This window comes from Streptomyces sp. NPDC057963, from assembly GCF_042887155.1.
Lineage (GTDB): Bacteria > Actinomycetota > Actinomycetes > Streptomycetales > Streptomycetaceae > Streptomyces.
This window is the reverse complement of sequence record NZ_JBHVPX010000003.1, coordinates 34,462-56,137: the sequence shown is the minus strand read 5'-3', so window position 1 is coordinate 56,137 and position 21,676 is coordinate 34,462. Positions and strand designations below refer to the sequence as shown.

Here is a 21,676-nt window from a genome sequence, read left to right as displayed (position 1 = left end):
CCGGGGCTTGATGCAATCGACCGGGGCGAGGGGTGCCACGAACCGGTCGGCTTGAGAGCCACAGGACAACCCGTGACGCCCTCGGTGCCCGCCCGGCGTCGGGAGTTTCATGGCCATTCCCCGGACGCTGGACCATCGAGCGCGGGATCGACCGGCTTTCGCACCACCCGGGACATCGGGACCCGCCCGCACCGCTCCGATAACATGATCGAACTCACGACGAGTGCCCTGATCGCCCGTTCTTCACCAGGAAACCATGCCATCCGGCATGAAAACTGACCTACCCGACTCACATCTAACAAATCGGCTAAAGAATTGATATCCATAATATCGCGGGTGTTCTCGCGAATAAATTGCAGAATTTCCTTCGCCTCGTGGCGTCAACCGCGGGCGATACTGTGGGCCGTAGTGGGTGTGGTGGCCCTCGGATTCCTCGTCGCCCTGGAGATCGCCGCGCGCCACTACGGCGTGCCGGGGCCGATCACCAACCAGGCGCGAGAGGTGATATTCGCCCCCAAATCAGGGCCGCTGCTGTACGCCAGTATGGCGTTGATGACGGTGGTGCTCACCTGGCGGCAACGGCTCATCGCGGCCGGGGCCGCGGTCGGCATCGATGTCGCCTTCTTCCTGGTGCGGTGGGCGGTCGACGCCAAGGTGACCGAAGGCCATTCCTTCGGCAACGGCGCGTTGTGGGTGATTCTGGCCTGTGCGGTCATCGCGATCACGCGCCGCACCGGCAGTGAACGTGTCCTGCTGCTGAAGGGCGTCGGGCTGGGCCTGCTGCTGGTGGCCGGCCGCAAGACCGGCGATGCCTGGCTGCTCATCACGTCGAAGACCCGTCCGGCGGTGCTCGACCAGTACGTGGCAACTGCCGATCACGCGCTGGGCAACCCGTCATGGCTGGTAGGCCGAGTTGTCCAGGCCACCGGCCCGATCGGCGACCGTGTACTCGACTACGTCTACGTTCAGCTCGCGGTGGCCGCGGTCGTCGTCGCGCTGTACCAGCTGCGCAACGTGGCCGTCGAGCGTCGCTTCCCGGGCCATCACCTGGTGCGCACCTTTCTGGTCATCGGCCTCCTCGGGCCGGGCATCTACATGATCTTCCCGGTGGTCGGACCGATTTTCGCCTACGGCGCCGACGGCGGGCACTGGGCGGCGGCCAACCTGTGGCCGGACACGCCGCCGCCGATCAACGCCCCGCACCACATGCCATTCAACGAGATCACCCCGCGCAACTGCATGCCCAGTCTGCACACGGCGTGGGCCACCACGATCTTCCTTCATTCCCGCAGGGGCCCACGGATTCTGCGATTCGCAGGCGCGTTCTGGCTGATTGCCACGCTCGGCGCGACGCTGGGATTCGGCTACCACTACGGCGCGGATCTCGTGGCCGGCGTGGTGTTCGCGGTCACGATCGAGGCAGCGCTGCGCTCGCTCGACCGCGGCTGGGACCGGTCAGGAATCCAACTGGTCGCCTACGGTGCAACGATCTTCACTGCGCTCCTGGTGTCCTATCGCTATCTGTCGATGGAGATGGCCGGACACCCCTGGGTGTTCGGACCACTTCTCATTCTGGCGATGGCCTCAGTGGTGTACGGCTATGTGCGGACCATCAAGCTGTGGGATCCGGTTGCCGCACCGGTGCGGCAACCGGAACCGCAACCCGAACTCGTCTGAGCCGTGTTGCACGGGGACCCTGCCCCGGAGCGCCGCATCGGCGGGATGGTTGTGTCCGAGCGCTCCGGGGGGTCGTGAGCCGGAGGCCTGTCGCTTCTCCTGGTGTGCGAGGCCGGCCGGTGGGCGCGTCAGTGGGTCTCGGAAAGCAGTCCGTCGAGTTCGGGAAAGGCGATGCCTTCGGCGAGGGAGGCATAGCCGCCGGTGCCGAAGAGTTCCTGCGCGGCTCGACGGGCGGCAGCGTAGGCGGCCTGCGCCACGCCCGAGCCGAGGCTGACGCGAGCCACCCCGAGGGCGCCGAGCTCGGCAACGGCCGGGGCGCCGGGGCCGGCCATGACGTTCAGCGGTACGGGGATGCCCCCGGCCAGCGCCGCGATGGTGGTGGTGTCGGTGACGCCGGGGACGAAGATGCCGTCCGCGCCCGCATCGACGTACCGGTGCGCCCGGTCCAGGGTTTCCTTCAGCCGGGTGTCCGGGTCGCCGAGCCCGAACAGGAAGGTGTCGATACGGGCGTTGAGGAACAGGTCCGCGCCCGCCCGGTCGGCCGTCCGCCGGGCCGCGGCCAGCCGCGTCGCGAGCTCTGACGGAGGCCGGGTGCCGTCCTCGATGTTGACGCCGACGGCGCCCGCCGCGAGCACCCCGGCGACGGTCTCGGCAACGCCGGCGGCGTCCGTCCCGTACCCGCCCTCGATGTCAGCGGTGACCGGGACGGCGACGGCGGCGACGATACGGGCGATCAGCTTCAGCGCCCGGTCGCGGGTGAGGACGTCGCCGTCCGGGCACCCCAGGGACCAGGCGACGCCGGCACTGGTGGTGGCGATCGCGGGGGCGCCCGCGGCCTCGATGACACGGGCGCTCGCAACATCCCAGGCGTTGGCGAGCGCGAGGGGCGCGGGCGGGGTGTGCAGGGAGCGGAAGAGACGGGCGTTGTCCGGCTGTGCAAAAGTCATGGAAGCAGTCAAACATCGACTGCCGCCCACCGTCTGGCAGGAATCCGACAGGGGCGTCGGCATCGGATCGGGCGGGGCGGGGGAGCGGTGGACGCCTCGGCCCGGAGGCTCTGCGTCCGGGCGAGCAGATGCGCCTCGGTGACCGGGTCGGACTCGGGCAGGCCCAGACGGATGTACTGCTCCCGCGGAGCGCCCGACGCCCTCAGCAGGTCGGTGAGCAGCGTCGCCATACGCAGCTCCAACTCGTCGTCGACGAGGAGGTGTTGATGCCCCGGGTCGGCTTCCAGATCGTAGAGCAGGGTCCCGAAGGCGTACGGGTTGGACAGGGCGTGGCCCGGCACTCTCACCAGCGGCACCTCCTTGGTGAAGGAGAACGGCGGCACCAGCTCGGCGTTCTTGAGCTCGGCGTACTACGGAATGGCCTCCCGCCTGGACGACCAACTCGGCAGGATCACCCGGGCAGTCGAGCAGGCCGGTGCCGCGGCCCGCACCGTCACCCTCTTCTTCGCCGACCACGGTGAATACCTCGGCGACCACGGGGTGATCGAGAAGTGGCCGTCCGCGATGCACGACTGCATCACCCGCTGATCATCAGCGCTCCCGGACTCGGCGAGGGCGGCCGGGAATGCGACGCGATGGTGGAGATGGTCGATGTCCTGCCCACCGGTGCTCGATCTCGCGGGCGTGCCCGCGCCTCATCGCCACTTCGGCCGCAGCCTCCTGCCGCTGCTGCGCGATCCGGCGGCTCCCCACCGCGAACTCGCCTTCACCGAGGGCGGGTTCACCGTGGAGGAGGAGTCGCGGATGGAGCACGCCGCATTCCCGTACGACCTGAAGTCGGCGCTCCAGCACGAAGATCCGACCGTGGCGGGCAGGGCCGTCGCCGTCCGGGACCGGGAGTGGACGTACGTGTGGCGGCTGTATGAGCGGCCCGAGCTGTACCACCGCGCCGAGGACCCGCACGAGTGCACCAACCCCGCGGGCCGCCCCGAACACGCCGAGGTGGAGCGGCGCCTGCACGACGCCGTGCTGCGCTGGCTGGTGGAGACCTCCGATGTCGTCCCGGCCGCTCCCGATCCGCGTCGGCCCGACGTGGACCTGCCCGCCCTGGCCCATACGGCGCGTCCTGCTGCTCGCCGCGCGCCTCGGCCCGACGCCGTGGAGCGGCCGGAGCGGTGGCTCGCGGGATTCGCCACCGTCACCGCGGGGCCGGGCGAGACCGTGACGACCGGGATCCGGCTTCCCGAACGGGTCTTCAGGTTCTGGGACGAGGGTGCGGACGGCTGGAGCGCGGTCCCGGGCACGTACCGGGTCCTGGCCGGCCGCAGTGCCACCGACACCCGGCTCTCGGCCGTCGTCGACGTACGCGCCGAAGGCGCATGAGGCTCCGGCGACTTCCGTGAACGGCACGCCACCGTCACGCAGTCCGTCCCTGGGGAGCGGCCGGTGGCGGCGCGGGCGTCGGCCGGCCTGCTGCGCACGTATGCCGGCCGCCCATGGGGAGGCCGACTGCGGGGTGGGTGTCGGTGGCCAAGGGCTGTCCCGTGGTCCCTGGTGGATCGGCCTACGGGACAGCCGTCAGTCGGGCAGGTGGTAGACGGCGAGGGCCGCGGTGTCGTCGTGGAGGCGGTTGTTGCTGTAGGCGAGGAGGTCGCGGTGGAGGCGGTCGAGGAGTTCCCGGGGCGGGAGGGGGCCCCAGGAGAGGACACGCTGGGGGAGGGGGTAGAAGGCCCCCGCGGGGTCGCGTGCTTCGGTGACGCCGTCGGTGTAGAGCAGCAACTGGTCGCCCGGGCGGAAGGGGTACTCGTCGATCCGGTAGTTCTCGGTGAGGAGCATGCCGAGGTTGAGCGGCGGTGCGGGGTCGGCCGTCTCCAGCTCGGTGACCTCGTCGGAGCGGATGAGCAGGGGCGGGGGGTGGCCGCAGTTGACGATGCGGACCACGTGGCGGCGGGGGATCTCCGCGAAGACGGCCGTGACGAAGCGTTCGCCCGTGTCGTTTCCGGCAAGGCGGGCGGACCTGCGGTTCATGCTGGTCTCCACCCGGCGGACGACGTCGGTGAGGTCGGGCTCGTCGTGGGCGGCCTCACGAAAGGCGCCGAGCAGGGTGGCGGCCGTCTCCACGGCAAGGAGGCCCTTTCCACGGACGTCGCCGATGACCAGCCGGAGTCCGTACGTGGTGGGGACGGCCTCGTACAGGTCGCCGCCGATGCGTGCTTCCGCGGCAGCGGACAGGTACAGGGTTTCCACCTGAATGGGGCCGATGCGGCGAGGGACCGGGCTGAGCAGGACATGCTGCGCGATCTCGGCCACGAAACGCACGGTGGCGAGGGTGCGCTCCCGGCGCACGCGGTGGGCAGCCAGGATCGTTCCGAGAACACCGACCAGGGCGGTGCACAGGTAGGCGGCCACGTAGTGGCGCTCCCACACGTAGCTCACGGTCCGGCCCGCGCAGCACGGGGTGCCGGCCAGGACCCCTTCGAAGACGATCGCGAACACGGTGACGGCAGCGACGGCGACGGGGCCGTGGGCGAAGGCCGCGATCACCGGGAGGGCGATGAGCAGGAAGCTCACGGGCCACTGCACGGGCGTGATGGGTTCGAGCACCAGGATGCCCGCGATGTAGAAGGCGGGCAGCCAGCGCATCCACGCGGGCGCGGCGGGCACCTGCGGGCCCGCGTTGCCAGGCTGCGCCGTCCAGTCGCCCGCCGCTCCGGGGCGGCCCGGCCACCTCACTGCTCCCTCCGGCGCGAAGCGAGCACGGACGCCGCCCCGCCGGAGCACGGAGCCACCGCGTGGCCCGTACGCGGACGGTGCCCCCGGCAGGTCCACTCACACAACCCGTACACGCGGAACTCCTGACGCAAGACATGGTCAAAACGACCATCTTGCTGCGCCCTACGGCTTCGGGCCGGTCATTGCTCCAGCCCATGGCATGTCAGGACCGGTACGGCCGGCGGGCAACCGCGGCGTCCCGTCGGAGCAGATCCGGCCCGGAGATTCGCCCTCATGCCCCAGCCTGTGCGCCGACCACCACACGCGCCGGTGTGAGCACCGGGTGGTCCGTTGCTCACACCGGGACCCCCATGGGCTCGGCTCCGGCTCGGTCGCACCATTCAGCCCAATTTGACATTAGCTCGCCTTATGGAAGATAAAGAAGGTCCTTTGGGCTAAAGATCACGCAACGTAACGTTCGAGGCGTGGCGGCCCACGCATGCCTACGTGAATGAGTAATGCCGTGTCCCACGCCGCTGTAGTACCCGACCAGCCGACCGACCCCGCCGGGGACTGGGAGGCATGGCGCGCCGAGCGGCGGCGCTCCGTCACCTCTGCCACCGGGAATCTCGCCCTCGTCGAGACCTGCTGGGCTCCGGCGGGTGAGCGCCCCGACCTCGATGCGGCCCGAGCCGGACAGCCGGATTCTGTGATCGTCACCACGGTCGAGCGCACCGATTCCGTCACCGGCGAGCCCGAGTACGGTCTCCGGTTCTGGGACGCCCGGTCTCCCGCGATCCAGAACTTCGATCGCACCGACGCCTTCCCGTACGACCCGGCCTGGGTGCTGGAGGCCTCGTACACCACGGTGCCAGGCGCCAGGCGGGTCGGATTCGAGCACATCCGGGACAACGGCGGCACCCGGGACCTCGTCGTTCCGGGAGACATCCAGCTCACCCTGGACGGCCGGGACTACACGCTGAGCGCCTTCGACGACGACGGCACCCTGCTGCTCGTCTTCGGCGACCCCACCAACGGCGACATCACCTACGGCGCGGGGCGCTTCCTCTTCGTCACCCGCACCGGTGAGGGCCGCGTCCTGCTCGACTTCAACCGTGCCTTCGTGCCCCCCTGCGGCTTCTCCGACCAGTACAACTGTCCGATGCCGCCGCGGCAGAACCGTTTCCACCTGCCCGTAGAGGCCGGAGAGAAGCGGCCCGTCTTCCGCGACGGCTACGCCGCACAGCACTGATCGCCCCCGCACCCCTCCGCCTCGCAGCACGAAAGCGCATACTCCTCATGAGCATCAAGAAGACTTCCCTGTACGGCGGAGCCACCGCCGCCGCCCTCGCCCTGACCCTGACGGCTTGCGGCGGGGGCTCCCAGGCGGGCGGTGCTGCCGGAGGGGCGCACGACAAGAACGCCACGGTCAACATCGGATCGCTCTACGAGCCGCAGAATCTCGACAACACCGCGGGCGGTGGTCAGGGCGTCACCGAGGCGCTCAACGGCAATGTGTACGAAGGGCTGTTCAGGCTCACCGACGACGGCAAGGTCGAGAAGCTGCTCGCCCAGGACTACAAGGTCAGCGGCGACGGACTCACGTACACCTTCACCCTGCGCGACGGCGTGAAGTTCCACAGCGGCAAGAAGCTCACCAGCCAGGACGTCAAGTACAGCCTGGAGAAGGTGATCGCGAAGGACTCGCAGTCCGCGCGCAAGAGCAATCTCGAGGTCGTCAAGTCGGTCGAGACCCCTGACGCGCGCACGGTGCAGGTCCAGCTATCGAAGAAGTCGATCTCCTTCGTCTACAACCTCTCCTACGTCTGGATCATCAACTCCCAGGCGCAGGGCCTCAAGACGACCGAGGACGGCACCGGCCCGTACAAGCTGAACAAGTGGACCCGCGGCTCCGCTCTCAGCCTCGACCGGTTCGCCGGCTACTGGGGCGACGCGGCCGCCAACAAGCAGGTCGTCTTCCATTACTACAAGGACGCCACCGCGCTGAACAACGCGTTGCTGACCAACGCGGTCGACGTCGTCACGAGCGAGCAGTCGCCCGATGCCCTCGACCAGTTCAAGAGCAACCAGAACTACAAGGTCAACGACGGCAACTCGACGACCAAGCTGCTGCTCGCCTTCAACGACAAGGCCAAGCCCTTCACGGACGTCAAGGTCCGCCAGGCCGTGTCCGCCGCCATCGACGACAAGAAGCTGCTGGAGTCCGTCTGGGGCGGCTACGGCAAGCCGATCGGCTCCATGGTGCCGCCCACCGACCCGTGGTACGAAGACCTGACCAAGGTCAACGGTTACGACACCGCGCGCGCCAAGAAGCTCCTTGCCGAGGCCGGATACGAGAACGGTTTCAGCTTCACCCTCGATACCCCGAACTACGACCCGCACCCGACCGCCGCGACCTTCATCAAGTCGCAGCTCGCCAAGGTCGGCATCACCGTCAAGATCAACACGATCACGCCGGACGAGTGGTACACGAAGGTCTACAAGAACCACGACTTCACGGCCACCCTCCAGGAACACGTCAACGACCGCGACCTGGTCTGGTACGGCAACCCCGACTTCTACTGGGGCTACGACAACAAGCAGGTCACCCAGTGGGTCGAGGAGGCCGAGCAGGCGTCCAGCACCGCTGAGCAGACCGAACTCCTGAAGAAGGTCAACCGCAAGACCGCCGAGGACGCGGCCAGCGACTGGCTGTACCTGTACCCGCAGATCGTCGTGGCCAACAGCAAGCTGTCCGGCTACCCGGTCAACGGCCTCAACTCCCAGTTCTTCGCCTACGACATCAAGAAGGGCTGATGGCCCGATATCTTCTGCGCCGTCTCGCCTTCCTGCTGGTTTCGCTGGCGCTCGCAAGCGTGGTCCTGTTCGTGCTGCTGCGCATGCTGCCGGGCGACCCCGCCAACGCGCTCACCTCCGTGGGCGCCAGTCCCGAGCAGATCGCGGCCGCGCGGCACTCCATCGGCTCCGACAAGCCGCTGCCCGAGCAGTTCTTCCACTGGATCGGGCAGTTGGCCGGCGGTGACCTCGGTACGTCGTTCGTCAGCTCGCTGCCGGTCGGCCCGGAGATCGGCTCCCGGCTGAACGTCACCGTCCCGCTCACGCTGGCCGCCTTCGTCCTCGCGGTGCTCATCGCCGTTCCGGTCGGCTTCGTGGCCGCACACCGACGCCGGACCTGGTACGGCGCACTGCTCAACGGAGTGTCCCAACTGGGCATCGCCGTACCCGTGTTCTGGCTCGGCATGATCCTCATCGCCGTCTTCGCCCTGAACGCCGGCTGGCTTCCCGCGGGCGGCTTCCCGCAGGACGGCTGGTCACAGCCGGCCGAGGCGGTCCGCTCACTCGCCCTGCCCGTGATCACCATCGCGCTCGTGATGAGCGCCTCGCTGATCCGCTACGTCAGGTCGGCCGCACTCGACGTGCTGGGCAGCGACTATCTGCGCACCGCCCGAGCCATGGGCTCGTCGTTCGGACAGGCCATGTGGCGGCACGGGCTGCGCAACGCCTCCGTACCGGTGATCTCGATCCTCGGCATCGAGCTGGCGTCCACGCTGCTGGGCGCGGTGGTCGTGGAGTCCGTGTATGCGCTCCCGGGCCTCGGCTCCCTGCTCGCGACCGGCATCGCGCAGCACGACTATCCGGTGATCCAGGGTGTGCTGTTCGTCTCCACGCTCGCGGTGCTGATCATCGGCTTCACGGCCGACTTCGCACAGCGGATCATCGATCCGCGGCTGCGCGGCAGGCTCTCGGGAGGCGTCCGTTGAAGCAGATGAAGCAGTCGACGAAGCGCTCGTACACATTGACCGTCGGATGCGTCCTGGCCGGCCTGATCGCCGTGCTTGCGCTGGTCTCGCTCCTCTGGCTCCCGTACGCCGCCGACGACACATCCGGCGGACGGCTCACAGGCCCCGGTGCGGGCCATCTGCTCGGCACCGACAAGCTCGGCCGCGATCTGTTCACCCAGCTGATGACCGGCTCCCGTATCGCCTTCGAAGCGGGCCTGGGATCGGTCCTCATCGCCGCTGCCCTCGGCGGCACCCTGGGAGTGCTGGCCGCGTTCGCACAGGGCTGGCTCGACGACACGCTCTCGGCGTTCCTCGACATCCTGATCGCCTTCCCGACGCTGCTGCTGGCGATGCTCATCGTCGCCGCCCGCTCGGCCACACTGGGCTCCGCCGTGCTGGCGATCGGCCTCGCGCAGAGCGCGGTCGTGGCACGGCTGGTGCGGGTCCTGGTCAAGCGGGTCCTGGCGCAGGACTACATCACGGCCGCGCGCACATCGGGCACGTCGTGGCCGCGGATCGTGGCCGGGCACGTGCTGCCCAACATCTGGCCCACGCTCCTGGTCAACCTGGCCCTCCAGTTCGGCCTCGCGGTGCTGGCCGAGGCCGGCCTGTCCTACCTGGGTCTGGGAGCGCCGCCCCCCAACGCCTCGTGGGGCCGCATGCTCCAGGAGGCGCAGGCCACCTTCACCACGTCCCCGGCGGGCGCGCTGGCCCCGGGCATCCTTCTCGTCCTGCTCGTCATCGGCGTGAACCTCATCGCCGACGGACTGCGCGACACCCTCGACCCCGCGGCCCGGCGGAGGCGCGCATGAACATCCTTGACGTACGCGACCTCACGATCCGTACGGCCGATGGGCACATCCTCGTCGACGGCCTCTCGCTGACCATGGCCCCCGGCGAACGCCTCGGCCTCATCGGCGAGTCGGGCTCCGGGAAATCGCTGACCACCCTCGCCGTGCTCGGCCTGCTCCCCGACGGCATGACGGTCACCGGCAGCGCGGAGCTCGCCGGCACCCAGATCGTGGGCGCCGGTGAGAAACAGCTCGCGGGTGTACGGGGCCGGGACGCCGCCATCGTCTTCCAGGAGCCACTCACCGCACTCGACCCCCTGATGCGCGTCGGCCGGCAGATCGCCGAACCGCTGAGCAGAAGGCGAGGGCTGAAGGGCGCCGAACTGAAGCGGTCGGTCGGAGAAGCGCTGGAGCAGGTGCGGCTGCCCGAACCCGAGCGCATCGCCCGCGCCTTCCCGCACGAGATCTCCGGCGGCCAGCGCCAGCGCATCGCCCTCGCCATGGCACTGGCCTGCGACCCGAAGCTGCTCATCGCGGACGAGCCGACCACCGCCCTCGACGTCACCGTGCAGTCGGACATGCTCGACCTGCTCGACACCCTCGTACGGGAACGGGACATGGCCGTCCTCTTCGTCAGCCACGACCTCGCGGTCGTCTCGAAGGTCGCCGATCGCGTCCTGGTCATGAAGGACGGCCGCGCCGTCGAGGAGGGCGACGTTCGCGAGATCGTGCGGACCCCGCGTGAGGAGTACACCAAGGCGCTGGTGGCAAGCGCGCGGCAGCTGGAATCAGCTCTGGACCTGAGGAGCACGTGATGACGCCCGTACTGGAGCTGAACGGAGCCTCCTTCAGCTACCGAGGACACGCCGCGCCCGTCGTCGAGGACATCTCCCTCGCCGTCGAGACGGGGCAGAGCCTCGCCCTCGTCGGCGAATCGGGCGCGGGCAAGACCACCCTGCTGCGACTGCTGCTGGGACTCGCCCGGCCGACCTCCGGCACCGTCCGGTTCGACGGCGAGGAGCTGAAACCGCGCGACGGCAAGCAGACGCGGCGTTTCCGGCGCAGCGTGCAGTGCGTCTTCCAGGACCCGTACTCGTCGCTGGACCCGCGCCGGCGCGTCGGAAGCATCGTGTCCGAACCCCTGCGTTCCCTGGGTATCGACAGCCGGGTCACCGCCGTGCCCAAGGTGGCCGACGCCCTGCAGCGGGTCGGACTCCCGGCCGACGCGGCGGAGCGCTATCCACACGAATTCTCCGGCGGCCAGCGCCAGCGCATCGCGATCGCCCGCGCGACCGTGTGCGACCCGCGCGTGCTGCTCGCCGACGAGCCCGTCAGCGCTCTCGACGTCACGACTCGCGTCAAAGTCGTGGAACTGCTCAACGAGTTGAAGCAGGAGCAGGGCCTGACCCTCGTCATGGTCTCCCACGACCTGTCGGTGGTCGCCTCGCTGTGCGAACGCACCGCCGTCCTCGAGAACGGCCGCATGGTCGAACAGGGCGATACCGCACAGGTGCTGGGCTCTCCCGCACACCCGTACACGCGTCGCCTGGTCGAAAGCGTGCCCCGGCTGCCTGCTTGACCGGTGGGTGCGTGCCTGCCGGTGCCGGTGCCGGTGACGGGGGCGAGGCCGAAGCGGAGGCCGTCGTCGGCGCTGCGGGGAGCCCTGGTGCCTCCCGGGACGCGGGCGGGTCCGGACCCGCGGCGGCGGCGGCGCCGGCCGGCTTCGCGCTCCGCGGGCTTCCCCCGGTCCCGTTCCGGAGTGGAGCACGGACGAACCGAGAGAACCGAGCAGGGGGCGCGCCCGCGCAGGGACGTCCTCGTGTCCGGCGGCCGACCCGGAGAAGCTCGCCCGGCCGGGCGGAGCCGCGCTTCCCGGGACCGTACGTCGAGGCGCGCCGCACCGTGATCACGAGCCGGGCCGGCCGGGGCACCGGCGCGCGGTGGCCCCACCGTGCCCGCCCGCACCCGGACGGCATCGTTGTCGATCCGGCCGACGGCACCTGGGACGACCCCCCGCGACCACGTCGCCGCCACGGAGCACGGGGACGGCCGGGGACAGCCGACGACCGCATCGCCGACCGTCCTCGCTGCCCCGACCCCGGCGGCGTGCTCCGCCTCCCCACGGGTCCTTCCTTCCCTCCGGTTTCCGGGCCGTGCACCGCGACCGGCCGCTCCGAGCCGCGTCGCCATTGCGGCGCGGAGCGCGCCTGCTCGTGGCCGGGACGGCGGCGGCGGGTGGCCGCGCCTCGCGGAGGTTGCCCCGGAGCGGCGTACGGGACGACCCTGGAAGGGGCATGGCCTGCTGCCCGGGAAAGCCGGCCTCGGGCTGTGCATACGGAGACGACGGAGAGGCACCGGCCGTGGACGGTCGGAAACCTGCGGGGAAGCAGCCTGGCGCGAGTGGTCACCGGGCCGTGCCGCACACCGCGGACATGCAGGTGGAGGCATGGTCGCCGACGGCCGCGGGCTGCATCGGCGAGGCTGTGCGCGGGGTGGTGGAGGGGTTCGCCGACACGTCCGGGGCCGCAGTCCTCGGGGACCGCGCATACACGACCACGGCGGAATCCGATGAGGATCTGCTGGTGTCCGTCCTGGAGGAGGTCGTCTACCGGATGGATGCCGACGACGAGATCCCGCTCGATGTGGAGGTGGGGGCGATCCGGGCGGCGGGGGACGGCAGGGGCCTGTCGGTCCGCTTCCGCATGGCCGACGCCGGGACCGCTGTCGCGGTCGGTGCGGTACCGAAGGCCGTCTCACTGCACGGCCTGCGCCTGCGGGGCGGCCCCGGCGGCTGGACCTGCCGGGTGACCCTCGACGTCTGAGGGGGCAGGGAAGGGGCAGATCATGGCGCTCACAGTGGCACTGGCGGGCGACACCATGCTCGGGCGCAACGTCGCCGAGGAACTGCGCCGCTCGCCGGTGCCGGGGACGCTGGTCTCCACGGGGGTCAGGGAAGCGCTCGCGGAGGCGGACCTGTTCCTGCTCAATCTGGAGTGCTGTGTCTCCGACCGCGGGCACCGCCGGCCCGACCCGCGAAAGGCCTTCTTCTTCCGCGCGCCCTCCGCCGCCGCGAAGGTGCTGGCCGAGCTGGGGGTGGACTGTGCGACGCTCGCCAACAACCACGCCCTGGACTACGGATTCGACGCCATGGCCGACACCCGCTCCCTGCTGGCCGGGGCCGGCGTCCACACGGTCGGCGCCGGGGCGAACGTGCGAGCGGCCCGGGAGTTCGCGGTGCTGGAGGCCGGCGATGTCCGGCTCGCGGTGGTGGGGGTCACGGACCATCCGCAGGAATATGCGGCCGGGGCGGACCGTCCCGGTGTGGCCTGGGCGGATCTCCACGCAGGGGTGCCCGGCTGGCTGACGGAGTCGGTGGGCCGGGCCGCCGCGGCCGCGGATGTCGTGCTGGTCACCCCGCACTGGGGCCCCAACATGACCTCCCGGCCGCCGCACCACGTCTCGGCCGCGGCCCCGGAGCTGCTGGCGGCGGGAGCGACGCTGGTCGCCGGGCACTCCGCCCACGTCTTCCACGGGATCGCCGACCGGATCCTCTACGACCTGGGCGACTTCGTCGACGACTACGCCGTCGACCCGGTCCTGCGCAACGACCTCGGGCTCCTCTTCCTGGTGACCCTGGACGGCCCGGATGCCGCGCACCTGGTTCCCGCCCGGGTGAGGGCGGTGCCACTGGCCCTGGACTACTGCCACACCCGTCTGGCGAGCGGTGAGGACCGGGAGTGGATCCGCGACCGGCTCACCACCGCCTGCACCGAGTTCGGCACCGTCGTCGCCGATCGGGCGGGACGGCTGACGGTCGACTGGAGGTGAAGGACGTGGAGATCGCACTGCTGGAGAGCAGCCCGTACCGCTTCCGGATGGAGCAGCGGGGGCCGATGCGTGTCCCCGGGGTCGTGTTCGCCTCGCGGGCGCTGCTGCCGCAGGCGTCGGGGGACAAGGCGCTGGACCAGGTGGCGAACGTGGCGACGCTGCCCGGCATCGTCCGCGCCTCCTTCGCCATGCCCGACATCCACTGGGGCTACGGCTTCCCGATCGGCGGGGTGGCCGCCACCGACATCGACCACGGCGGGGTCGTCTCGCCCGGCGGTGTCGGTTTCGACATCTCCTGCGGCGTACGGTTGCTGGCCGCCGGCATCGACCGCGAGGCGCTCGGCCACGACCGGACGCGGCGGCTCATGGACATCCTCGACAGCACTATCCCGCGCGGTATGGGCCGTGGCGGTCTGTGGAAGCTGTCGGGGGCCCGGGAGATGGACGAGCTGCTGGTCGGCGGCGCTCGGTACGCGGTCGAGCACGGCCACGGTGTGCCGCGCGACCTCACCCGCTGCGAAGACTACGGCGTCCTGGACGGCGCGGCCCCGGGGCAGGTGAGTGCACGCGCCGTCGAGCGCGGCCTCCACCAGGTGGGAAGCCTCGGCTCGGGCAACCATTTCCTGGAGCTCCAGGCGGTGGACCAGGTCTACGACCCGGTCACCGCGGCGGCCTTCGGGCTGCGGGCGGGTCAGGTGTGCGTCATGATCCACTGCGGCTCGCGCGGTCTGGGGCACCAGGTGTGCACCGACCATGTCCGCGTGATGGACCAGGAGCTGCACCGGCACGGCATCCAGGTCCCGGACCGGCAGCTGGCCTGTACGCCGGTCGACTCGCCGCGGGGCCGCGCCTACCTCGGGGCGATGGCTGCGGCCGCCAATTACGGCCGGGCCAACCGCCAGCTGCTGTCCGAAGCCGCCCGCCACGCCTTCGCGACCGCTGCGGGAGCCGGTCTGGAGCTGGTCTACGACATCTCGCACAACACCGCCAAAATCGAGACCCATGAAGTGGACGGTGTGGCACGTCCCCTGTGCGTCCACCGCAAGGGCGCGACGCGTGCGCTGCCGCCCGGCGACCCGAGCCTGCCGGAGGACCTCGTCCGGGCGGGCCAGCCGGTACTGGTCCCCGGGACCATGGGCACCGCCTCGTACGTGATGGTCGGCCTGCCCGGCAACGATGCCTTCCACTCCGCCTGCCACGGCGCCGGCCGGGTCTGGAGCCGGCACCAGGCGCTGCGGAAGGTCCGTGGGGAGCGGCTTCGCGGCGAGCTGGAGGCCCGGGGCATCGCCGTACGGCCCTCCTCGTGGCGCGGCCTCGCGGAGGAGGCACCGCAGGCGTACAAGGACGTCGACGCGGTCGTCGCCGTCACCGAGGGCGCCGGACTCGCCCGGCCGATCGCCCGCCTGGTGCCGCTGGGCGTAGTCAAGGGATGAGCCCGGTACGAAGCGGGACGGATCACGGATCGGTGCAGCTTCTCCGGGGGCCTCGTCCGTGCGCCCGGTGTCCGCGACGAGCGGCCGGGGCCAGGAAGTCGAGTGCCGGCGTGCCGCGCGGACGGCTTCGCCCCGTCGGTCGACGGGGAGCGAGGCGTTCGACCGTGCGGAACGCGGCCGTCTGTACAAGTGGCTTGTCTACGCGCATCATTGAGTTGCTTCGCTCGGACACGCTTCCTCGGCCGGATCGCGAACATCCTCCTTCATGCATCGGGTCGACGATTGAGTCCATATTTGTCATGCACTCGTCAATTTCCGAGGAGGGCAACACGATGGCTTGCGGATCAACCAGCCTGTGGGCCGGCGAAACCAGCTGGTTCTGCTGTGGCAACGCCTGGGGACCGTGTTCCAGTGCCGGCGGCGGCGCCTGCGGCACCTGCCAGTCCAGCGCACACCACGGCGCGTGGCCCAACGCCTCGCAGGCGTGCTGGGACATCACCCGGCCCGACCTCTGCGGCGAGAACATACCCAGACGCGGCTGCGGCGCGGTGATGAACGTCAAGCACCAGTGCTCGGGCGCGACGGTGTGCATCACGATCACCGACTGCGGCCCGCGCACCAAGGACTGGTGCGGCGAGGCGACTTGCTGCAACGGCACCTGCCGCACCAACCGCGTCCTCGACCTGACCCCGGCCGCCTTCTCGGCGATCGGCAACCTGAGCTCGGGCAAGCTGCCGGTCTACATCTACGAGTGAGGAGCGCCGGCATGACCGTACGACACGACCGGGCCGACGGGATGCGCCGGCGGCGCTTCCTCACCAACGCCGCCCTCGGCGGCGCGACCATCATCGGCGCGACCGCGCTCGGCGGCCTCGACGCCGAGGCCGCATTCGCCGCGGAACCCCCGCTCGACCCAGCGATAGCCAGGTCCGCCTTTGTGGAGGGCCGCATCACGGGCATCACCGGCAGCATCCTGGAGGTGGCCGGATCCAACGGCGGCCACTCCCGGGTGCAGATGACCAACGTCACCAGCGTGTGGAAAGTGCGCGCCGCCACGGCCGAAGTGATCGACGTCGGCGACGGGCTCTACGCACGCGGCGTCAAGATGCCCGACGGCACCGTGGCCGCCGACGCGGTCTGGGTGAACATCGTGAATCTGCAGACGCAGATCCGCGGCATCGCGAAGAACCGACTGCATCTCGCCCATGGGCAGCACGAACTGGTCGGCCACATCGCCCCGGACGCCAGCGCCTCCTACGCCGGCCGCGCACTGACGTCCGACCTGTCCCGGCTGCGCATCGGGCAGAGCGCCCAGGTGCTCGGTGCCTGGCGGCCGTCCGACAACTCCGTGGACGTCGTCCGCATCTCCGTCGGGCACTGATGCAGACCCAAGGACACAGAGAGAGGAAGAGATGCTGTCACTGACAACGAGCCTCGCCCCGCTGGTCCTCGCGGGCCTGCTCGGGTGGACCGGAGTGGTCAAGGCGTTCGGCCGGGGCACTGCACAGCAGGCGCCGAAGACGGCGCTCGCCCGCATGCTGCGCAGCAGTGAGCGGGCCACGACGGTGCTGCGCGCGACCGGTGCGGGTGAACTCCTGATCGCCGCTGGGCTGCTGGCGGTCCCGGCGAACCCGGTGCCGGGGGCCGCCGCCGCGGCCCTGGGCACGGGCTTCCTCGGCTACCTCGGCTACGGCCGGACCGTGGCACCGGAGTCCTCCTGCGGCTGCTCGGCCAGTGACGACACCCCCATCACCTGGCGGGCGTTCGCACGGGCGGCGGTCGTGGTCGTCGGCGGGGTCACGGCGGCGGTGGCACAGGACACCTGGTGGTCGGCGCTCTCCGGGCGGTCCGCCGGTGCCCTTGTCTTCCTGGCCGGGGCGGCGGCGGTTCTGGTCGCCCTCTCGGCCGACCTCGACCGGTGGTGGCTGCTGCCGCTGCGCCGGACGAGGCTGCGCGTCTTCGGCCACCCGCTTCTCGGTACCGCCGGGCGGAACCAGGTGCCGGTCGCAGCGAGCGTCGAACTCCTGGAGAACTCCCTTGCCTGGCAGGCCGCCGCACCCGTGGTCCGGTCCGCCCTGCTGGATCACTGGGAGGACGGCGGCTGGCGCATTCTCCAGTACTCGGGTGTGTACGGGGACCGGGAGAACGCGCGCCCGGTCGCGGTGGTGTTCGCACTCGACGCCACACTCGGGCGCGACACCGGTGACGACCCGATCGTCCGTGTCGGTTACGTCGACGCGGAGAGCGGGGAGACGGTGGCCACGGACGAACTCAACGCGGTGCCGTCGCGAAGGGGCCTGCCGATGGCGGGCTGACGCCACGGACGCCACGGACGGACACCTCGACCCGGTCCGGACGCCCGGCCACCTCACGGGGGGACGGGCGTCCTGCCCGCGCGGATCCCGATCGCCGGGCGCGCAGCGGAGTTCAGCTGCGAGGACATCGGGGCGACGGGCAATGCGTTGCCCGGCACAGGCGGATGTGCAGGGCCCGGATCGGGACAGCCCTCAGTGGCGGGAGACCGTGACCTCCAGCCTGATCGTCTCCTCCGCATGCCCGTTGCAGCCGTTCTGCAGAGCGGCCTGCACCTCGCGCCACGAGGCACAGGGGACGATGCCGGTCACCTCCGTCTCGCAGACCCTCACCTGCCGGGAGTTCTTGTCGCGCGCCAGCCGCACACCCATGTGGTGGGTCGGCGTCTCGATCCGCGCGTAGTACTGCTTGCTGCCCTTGTCCTGGTTGAATTGCGTAGCGGCGATGATGTGGGAGGTCAGCCTCTCCCCGGCTTCTTCCACCGGGCAGGTGATCGTCTCCAGCTCGCCGGAATCCCACCCGCCGTAGCTCTTCGGCGCGACCGTCGAATCGCCGAGGAGGTCCGTCACATCCGCGTACCCGGCCTCGGGTTCGAGCTCGCGCATCACGTTCCAGGCCGTGCTGATGGCGATGACGACCTCCTTGACCTCCTCGCCCACGTCACCGACGCGACCCCGGCGCAGCAGTGTCCCGAGCTGTTCGAGGTCCTTCGCAACAGGCTCGTCGCGCCTCCCCTCGGGCTCCCAGGCGACCAGCGCCTCCCACAACGCCTCCAGCCAGATCGGCTCGTGCTGGTGGATCGTCACCCAGCCGCCGCAGAGCCCGTCCACCTTGAGCCGCCCGAGCCACTTCTCCATGGTGGCGGCCGCATCACCGCTCACCCGGCCCGCGTAGAGCAGCTGGCACACGTAGCCCATCCGCTCCTGGACCTTCTCCTGGTCGAGACTGACCGGGCCGCTCCGGGCCGGGGTGTCCGCTGCTCCGCCGCCGGGCTTCCAGCGGTCCTTCTCCTGCTGCCTGGATTTCTTGTCGTCGACCCGCTGGACCGGGGCGGCGGTGCTACCGCTGCCGGCCGGCGCCGCCGTGAGCGGGGAGGCACCGGCATCCCGCGCCGGTGTCCTCATCGCCTCGGTGGCTACCGCCTCGGCCTCGCGTTCGAACCGGTCGGACGGATCGCTGATGGCCAGGCCCTCACCGTTCCCGGTCCCGGTCACCGGACCCCGGCGCTGCTGGATCACGTGGGTGAGTTCATGGGCCAGGGTGTGCTTGTCGGCGCCGCCATCGCCGATGACGACCTTGTTCCCCGAGGTGTAGGCACGGGCGCCGATCGCGGCCGCGGAGCGCTGAGCGGCGGCCCCGGTGTGCAGACGTACGTCGGAGAAATCCTCGCCGAGCCTGCTCTCCATCTCCGCCCGCAGCCGGCTGTCGATGGGCCGGCCCGAACCCGACAGTACGTCGTGGACGGCGGAGCGCTGTACCGGCGCCGGAGCCCCGGCACGCCCGGCGGCCGGGGCCGCCTGGTCGCCGCAACCGGCGTCGTGCTGATGCTGCGTGACCGGGCGGCCGGACCGTTGGAGCATACGCAGCACGACCTCGTTGCCGACGGCGCTCTGGAGCGGGAGGAGTCCCCGAGGGGGCTGAGCAGTGGGTGCGACGGTGCGGGGGACCGCCTTCTCGTCCGACGTTCTGCCGAAGTCGGTTGCGCGCATGAGCGGGCCTTTCCTTGGGTGGAGCCGACTTCCCCTGAATACCGCGCCGTCGGGGCCTCCTGGTAGGGAGGCGAAGGCACTGTTGATTGTCCCTTCGGGGCACCGGATGTTCCTTCGCATCGAAGACTGAGCGCTGATGGCGCGAGACCGGCACGCGGAGGTCGGTCACATACGCGTGCCGCGCGGCCGAGCGCCGCGCCGCGGCCACCATGTCACGCCCTGGGCACTGCCGCCGATGGCTGGGCCGGCCGGGCTGCGGGGTACCTGCTCCGTGCCGCCGTCCTCATCGTGCGCGGGGCCGAGGAGGACGGCGGCACGGGTCCGGGCCCGGTTCGCGGTTCAGTGCGGTCGGCCGTGGGTGCGGGCCTCGGCAGTGGTCTTCAGATCGCGCAGCCACGCTTCGAGGCCCTTGGCGAGGATCTCGGTCGCGGCGGGAACGTCCGCGTCGACCTGGTCGCCGGTGTGGGTCTCTTCGGTGCGCACGCGGACACCGTCCCCGGTCCTGGTGAAGGTCCACACGTGGACGCCGTCGATGCGCAGTCCTTCACCGACAGCGGGGCCGGTCCAGCGGATGCAGGAGTTGTGCTCAAGCTGCTGGACGGTCGACGTGATGTCCAGACTGGTGGCGGGGGTCGCCGGATTGGGCGGCACCGGAGTCGTCCACCGGAATGCCGAGCCCTGCCGCAGGGGCCCCTGGTCGAGGCGTTCGGCGGTTTCGACGGGGGCCTGCCAGGACGGCCAGCGCTCCACGTCGGTCTGCAGCTTCCAGATGGACGTCAGGGGCGCGTGGATCACGGTCTCGGTCCGGTGGCGGACACGTGCGTCGGGATCGACGCCTTCGCCGCGGCACGTGAGGGACTTGGCCGGGTGGGGGACGGCGGCGCCGGCGGGTGTCGCGGTGGCGCCGAGAAGGCAGACGGCGACGAGAGGGACGGTGAACAGGGCGGCGGGGGCGCTGGTGCTGCGGATGCCGGGCATGGCGTTCTCCTTGTCAGTTGCTGGGCGGCCTTTGCCTGCTGGGCTCGGGTTGGTTGTCGGGCGGGCATCGGGTCACCGCGCGGGAAGGCTCCGGCGGCGGGCTCGGAGGATCGTGGCGACGAGTGCGGCGGACGCGGCGGTGATCAGACCGGTGAACGCGGGGTGCATGTCCTTGGACAGGCTCTGCGCCCCGTCGGGCCGTGTCACCCATACGACCAGGGGGATCGCGTACGTGACGGCGAGCAGGACAGCTGCCCCGCGCACCGCCCGGTCGCCGACCTGACGCAGTGCGCCGACCAGCGCGATCACGACCGGGACGACCGCGATCAGAGCGAACTGGCCGACCACCATGACGGGGACCGCCCAGGAGGAGACGGCCACCGGCCGCGGAACACGTCGGTCTGTGCGGGTGCGGTGTGACATGGCTGCGGTGGTCATTCAAGTCCCCCCTGATCCGGTGGAGTACACGGTTCCGGCAGTCGCACCGCCGCAACTGCCTAGAAGCTCTTGCGTTCGTTAGAAGTTATAACGCAATGCGAATCGGGAGGTCAATGCTTTGCGTGATAGCCTCTAACGAAACTTTGAGGCTGTATCCGCATGGACGGGGAAGGTGGCCAGGGCGTGACGAAGCCGGACCCGAGGACCCCGCGGGAGCGCTACCGCGCCGAGGTGCGCGCGGAGATCAAGGAACGCGCCTGGGAGCAGATCGCCGGGGCAGGGGCGTCCGCTCTCTCCCTCAACGCCATCGCCAAGCAGATCGGTATGAGCGGGCCCGCGCTCTACCGCTACTACGCCGGCCGCGACGAGCTGATCACCGAACTCGTCAAGGACGCCTACCGAAGCCTCGCCGAGACCCTTCGCACGGCCTCCGCCGCCGGCGCCGACCTGGCCGGACTGGCACACGCCCTGCGCGAGTGGGCGCTTCAGGACCCCCAGCGGTACTTCCTCATCTACGGCACCCCCGTCCCCGGCTACCACGCACCCGAGGAAACCACCGGCATCACCGGCGAGATGATGGCGACCCTGCTCGATGCCTTCATGGCGCTCCCCGGGGACAGCCCCGCGACGCCGTTCGACGCGCACCTGGAAGACCACCGGGACTGGGCCGACGGCCACCCAGCCCACCCCGCGGTCCTGCACCGGGCCCTGATCTTCTGGACCCGCCTGCACGGAATCCTCTCCCTCGAACTCGCGGGCCACTTCACCGGGATGGGCTTCGATCCCGCCCAGCTCTTCGCGGCCGAACTGGACGCCCTGCTGGCACACCGGGCCTGACGCCCTCCGGCCGAGTGCTCGTCGCCACCGGCCCGCAAGGAGATCGGCTGCCTTCCGGGCGCTGGAGCGTGCGCCGGACTCGACCGGTGAAGGCCCGGTCGTCCTGCTGCCCGGTCACCGGGCGCCGACAGCGAGCCGCATCGCGCCGCGTTGCCGGGGGTGTGCGGGGTTGCCTCCGGCCGAGAAAAACGCTTGGACTCCGCAGGTGCT

At 70.6% G+C, this 21,676-nt stretch carries 22 protein-coding genes; 16 read left to right on the top strand and 6 right to left on the bottom strand.

Translation table 11 applies throughout. The annotated features are described in order from the left end of the window. The first annotated feature begins 360 nt into the window (after positions 1-360). Entirely contained in the window at positions 361-1,677 is a 1,317-nt protein-coding gene (locus tag ACFVT1_RS07430; protein WP_389794045.1) for a phosphatase PAP2 family protein, read from the top strand. A 128-nt stretch (positions 1,678-1,805) separates the two neighbouring features. Here the strand turns inward: ACFVT1_RS07430 and ACFVT1_RS07425 are convergent, their stop codons facing one another. Beyond that, positions 1,806-2,624 carry an isocitrate lyase/phosphoenolpyruvate mutase family protein gene (locus tag ACFVT1_RS07425; protein ID WP_389793416.1) on the bottom strand — a complete coding sequence of 273 codons (819 nt, stop codon included), beginning with the start codon at positions 2,622-2,624 and terminating at the stop codon, positions 1,806-1,808. A gap of 8 nt (positions 2,625-2,632) precedes the next feature. Continuing rightward, complete coding sequence (locus ACFVT1_RS07420) at positions 2,633-2,971, bottom strand: hypothetical protein (RefSeq protein WP_389793414.1); 339 nt, start codon at positions 2,969-2,971, stop codon at positions 2,633-2,635. A gap of 16 nt (positions 2,972-2,987) precedes the next feature. On the opposite strand from ACFVT1_RS07420, the gene ACFVT1_RS07415 reads away from it, so the two are divergent. Together ACFVT1_RS07415 and ACFVT1_RS07410 are read left to right on the top strand one after the other, a co-directional pair. Next, on the top strand, positions 2,988-3,212 hold the full coding sequence (locus ACFVT1_RS07415) for a sulfatase-like hydrolase/transferase (protein ID WP_389794043.1): 225 nt from the start codon (positions 2,988-2,990) through the stop codon (positions 3,210-3,212). Between the two features lie 63 nt (positions 3,213-3,275). Continuing rightward, the gene (locus ACFVT1_RS07410) at positions 3,276-4,007 is read left to right on the top strand and encodes a fibronectin type III-like domain-contianing protein (RefSeq protein WP_389793413.1); all 732 of its coding nucleotides are present in this window, start codon (positions 3,276-3,278) and stop codon (positions 4,005-4,007) included. A 195-nt stretch (positions 4,008-4,202) separates the two neighbouring features. On the opposite strand, the gene ACFVT1_RS07405 is transcribed toward ACFVT1_RS07410, so the two are convergent. Then, positions 4,203-5,357, bottom strand: a complete 1,155-nt coding sequence (locus ACFVT1_RS07405; protein ID WP_389793412.1) for a PP2C family protein-serine/threonine phosphatase — start codon at positions 5,355-5,357, stop codon at positions 4,203-4,205. Between the two features lie 490 nt (positions 5,358-5,847). Between ACFVT1_RS07405 and ACFVT1_RS07400 the strand changes: the two genes are divergently transcribed. The 12 genes from ACFVT1_RS07400 to ACFVT1_RS07345 all read left to right on the top strand — a co-directional run bounded on the left by ACFVT1_RS07400 (position 5,848) and on the right by ACFVT1_RS07345 (position 17,506). Beyond that, the gene (locus ACFVT1_RS07400; RefSeq protein ID WP_389793411.1) at positions 5,848-6,588 is read left to right on the top strand and encodes a DUF1684 domain-containing protein; all 741 of its coding nucleotides are present in this window, start codon (positions 5,848-5,850) and stop codon (positions 6,586-6,588) included. 47 nt (positions 6,589-6,635) lie between these two features. After that, complete coding sequence (locus tag ACFVT1_RS07395; RefSeq protein ID WP_389793410.1) at positions 6,636-8,153, top strand: ABC transporter substrate-binding protein; 1,518 nt, start codon at positions 6,636-6,638, stop codon at positions 8,151-8,153. Next, positions 8,153-9,118, top strand: a complete 966-nt coding sequence (locus ACFVT1_RS07390; protein WP_389793409.1) for an ABC transporter permease — start codon at positions 8,153-8,155, stop codon at positions 9,116-9,118. Before ACFVT1_RS07395 ends, ACFVT1_RS07390 begins: the two co-directional genes overlap by 1 nt. Before the next feature lie 5 nt (positions 9,119-9,123). Then, entirely contained in the window at positions 9,124-9,951 is an 828-nt protein-coding gene (locus ACFVT1_RS07385) for an ABC transporter permease (RefSeq protein WP_389794041.1), read from the top strand. After that, positions 9,948-10,745: an ATP-binding cassette domain-containing protein gene (locus ACFVT1_RS07380; protein ID WP_389793408.1), complete on the top strand. Its 798-nt coding sequence runs from the start codon at positions 9,948-9,950 to the stop codon at positions 10,743-10,745. Before ACFVT1_RS07385 ends, ACFVT1_RS07380 begins: the two co-directional genes overlap by 4 nt. Next, positions 10,745-11,509 (top strand): ABC transporter ATP-binding protein, encoded by a 765-nt coding sequence (locus ACFVT1_RS07375; protein WP_389793407.1) that lies wholly within the window; start codon positions 10,745-10,747, stop codon positions 11,507-11,509. Before ACFVT1_RS07380 ends, ACFVT1_RS07375 begins: the two co-directional genes overlap by 1 nt. Before the next feature lie 781 nt (positions 11,510-12,290). Next, positions 12,291-12,752 (top strand): archease, encoded by a 462-nt coding sequence (locus ACFVT1_RS07370; RefSeq protein WP_389793406.1) that lies wholly within the window; start codon positions 12,291-12,293, stop codon positions 12,750-12,752. 22 nt (positions 12,753-12,774) lie between these two features. Next, positions 12,775-13,758: a CapA family protein gene (locus ACFVT1_RS07365; RefSeq protein WP_389793404.1), complete on the top strand. Its 984-nt coding sequence runs from the start codon at positions 12,775-12,777 to the stop codon at positions 13,756-13,758. A gap of 5 nt (positions 13,759-13,763) precedes the next feature. Next, positions 13,764-15,191 (top strand): RtcB family protein, encoded by a 1,428-nt coding sequence (locus ACFVT1_RS07360; RefSeq protein ID WP_389793403.1) that lies wholly within the window; start codon positions 13,764-13,766, stop codon positions 15,189-15,191. Positions 15,192-15,523: 332 nt separating this feature from the next. Continuing rightward, positions 15,524-15,946, top strand: coding sequence for a hypothetical protein (locus tag ACFVT1_RS07355; RefSeq protein ID WP_389793401.1), 423 nt, complete (start codon positions 15,524-15,526; stop codon positions 15,944-15,946). 11 nt (positions 15,947-15,957) lie between these two features. Further along, complete coding sequence (locus tag ACFVT1_RS07350; protein WP_389793400.1) at positions 15,958-16,572, top strand: cell wall protein; 615 nt, start codon at positions 15,958-15,960, stop codon at positions 16,570-16,572. 31 nt (positions 16,573-16,603) lie between these two features. Then, the gene (locus ACFVT1_RS07345; protein WP_389793399.1) at positions 16,604-17,506 is read left to right on the top strand and encodes a MauE/DoxX family redox-associated membrane protein; all 903 of its coding nucleotides are present in this window, start codon (positions 16,604-16,606) and stop codon (positions 17,504-17,506) included. 192 nt (positions 17,507-17,698) lie between these two features. On the opposite strand, the gene ACFVT1_RS07340 is transcribed toward ACFVT1_RS07345, so the two are convergent. The 3 genes from ACFVT1_RS07340 to ACFVT1_RS07330 form a co-directional block, all read right to left on the bottom strand. After that, on the bottom strand, positions 17,699-19,213 hold the full coding sequence (locus ACFVT1_RS07340) for a DUF4157 domain-containing protein (RefSeq protein ID WP_389793398.1): 1,515 nt from the start codon (positions 19,211-19,213) through the stop codon (positions 17,699-17,701). Between the two features lie 339 nt (positions 19,214-19,552). Then, on the bottom strand, positions 19,553-20,191 hold the full coding sequence (locus ACFVT1_RS07335) for an SRPBCC family protein (protein ID WP_389793396.1): 639 nt from the start codon (positions 20,189-20,191) through the stop codon (positions 19,553-19,555). A gap of 72 nt (positions 20,192-20,263) precedes the next feature. Beyond that, positions 20,264-20,629 (bottom strand): hypothetical protein, encoded by a 366-nt coding sequence (locus ACFVT1_RS07330; protein ID WP_389793395.1) that lies wholly within the window; start codon positions 20,627-20,629, stop codon positions 20,264-20,266. 183 nt (positions 20,630-20,812) lie between these two features. Between ACFVT1_RS07330 and ACFVT1_RS07325 the strand changes: the two genes are divergently transcribed. Beyond that, complete coding sequence (locus ACFVT1_RS07325; RefSeq protein ID WP_389793393.1) at positions 20,813-21,466, top strand: TetR/AcrR family transcriptional regulator; 654 nt, start codon at positions 20,813-20,815, stop codon at positions 21,464-21,466. The last annotated feature ends 210 nt before the right edge of the window (positions 21,467-21,676 follow it).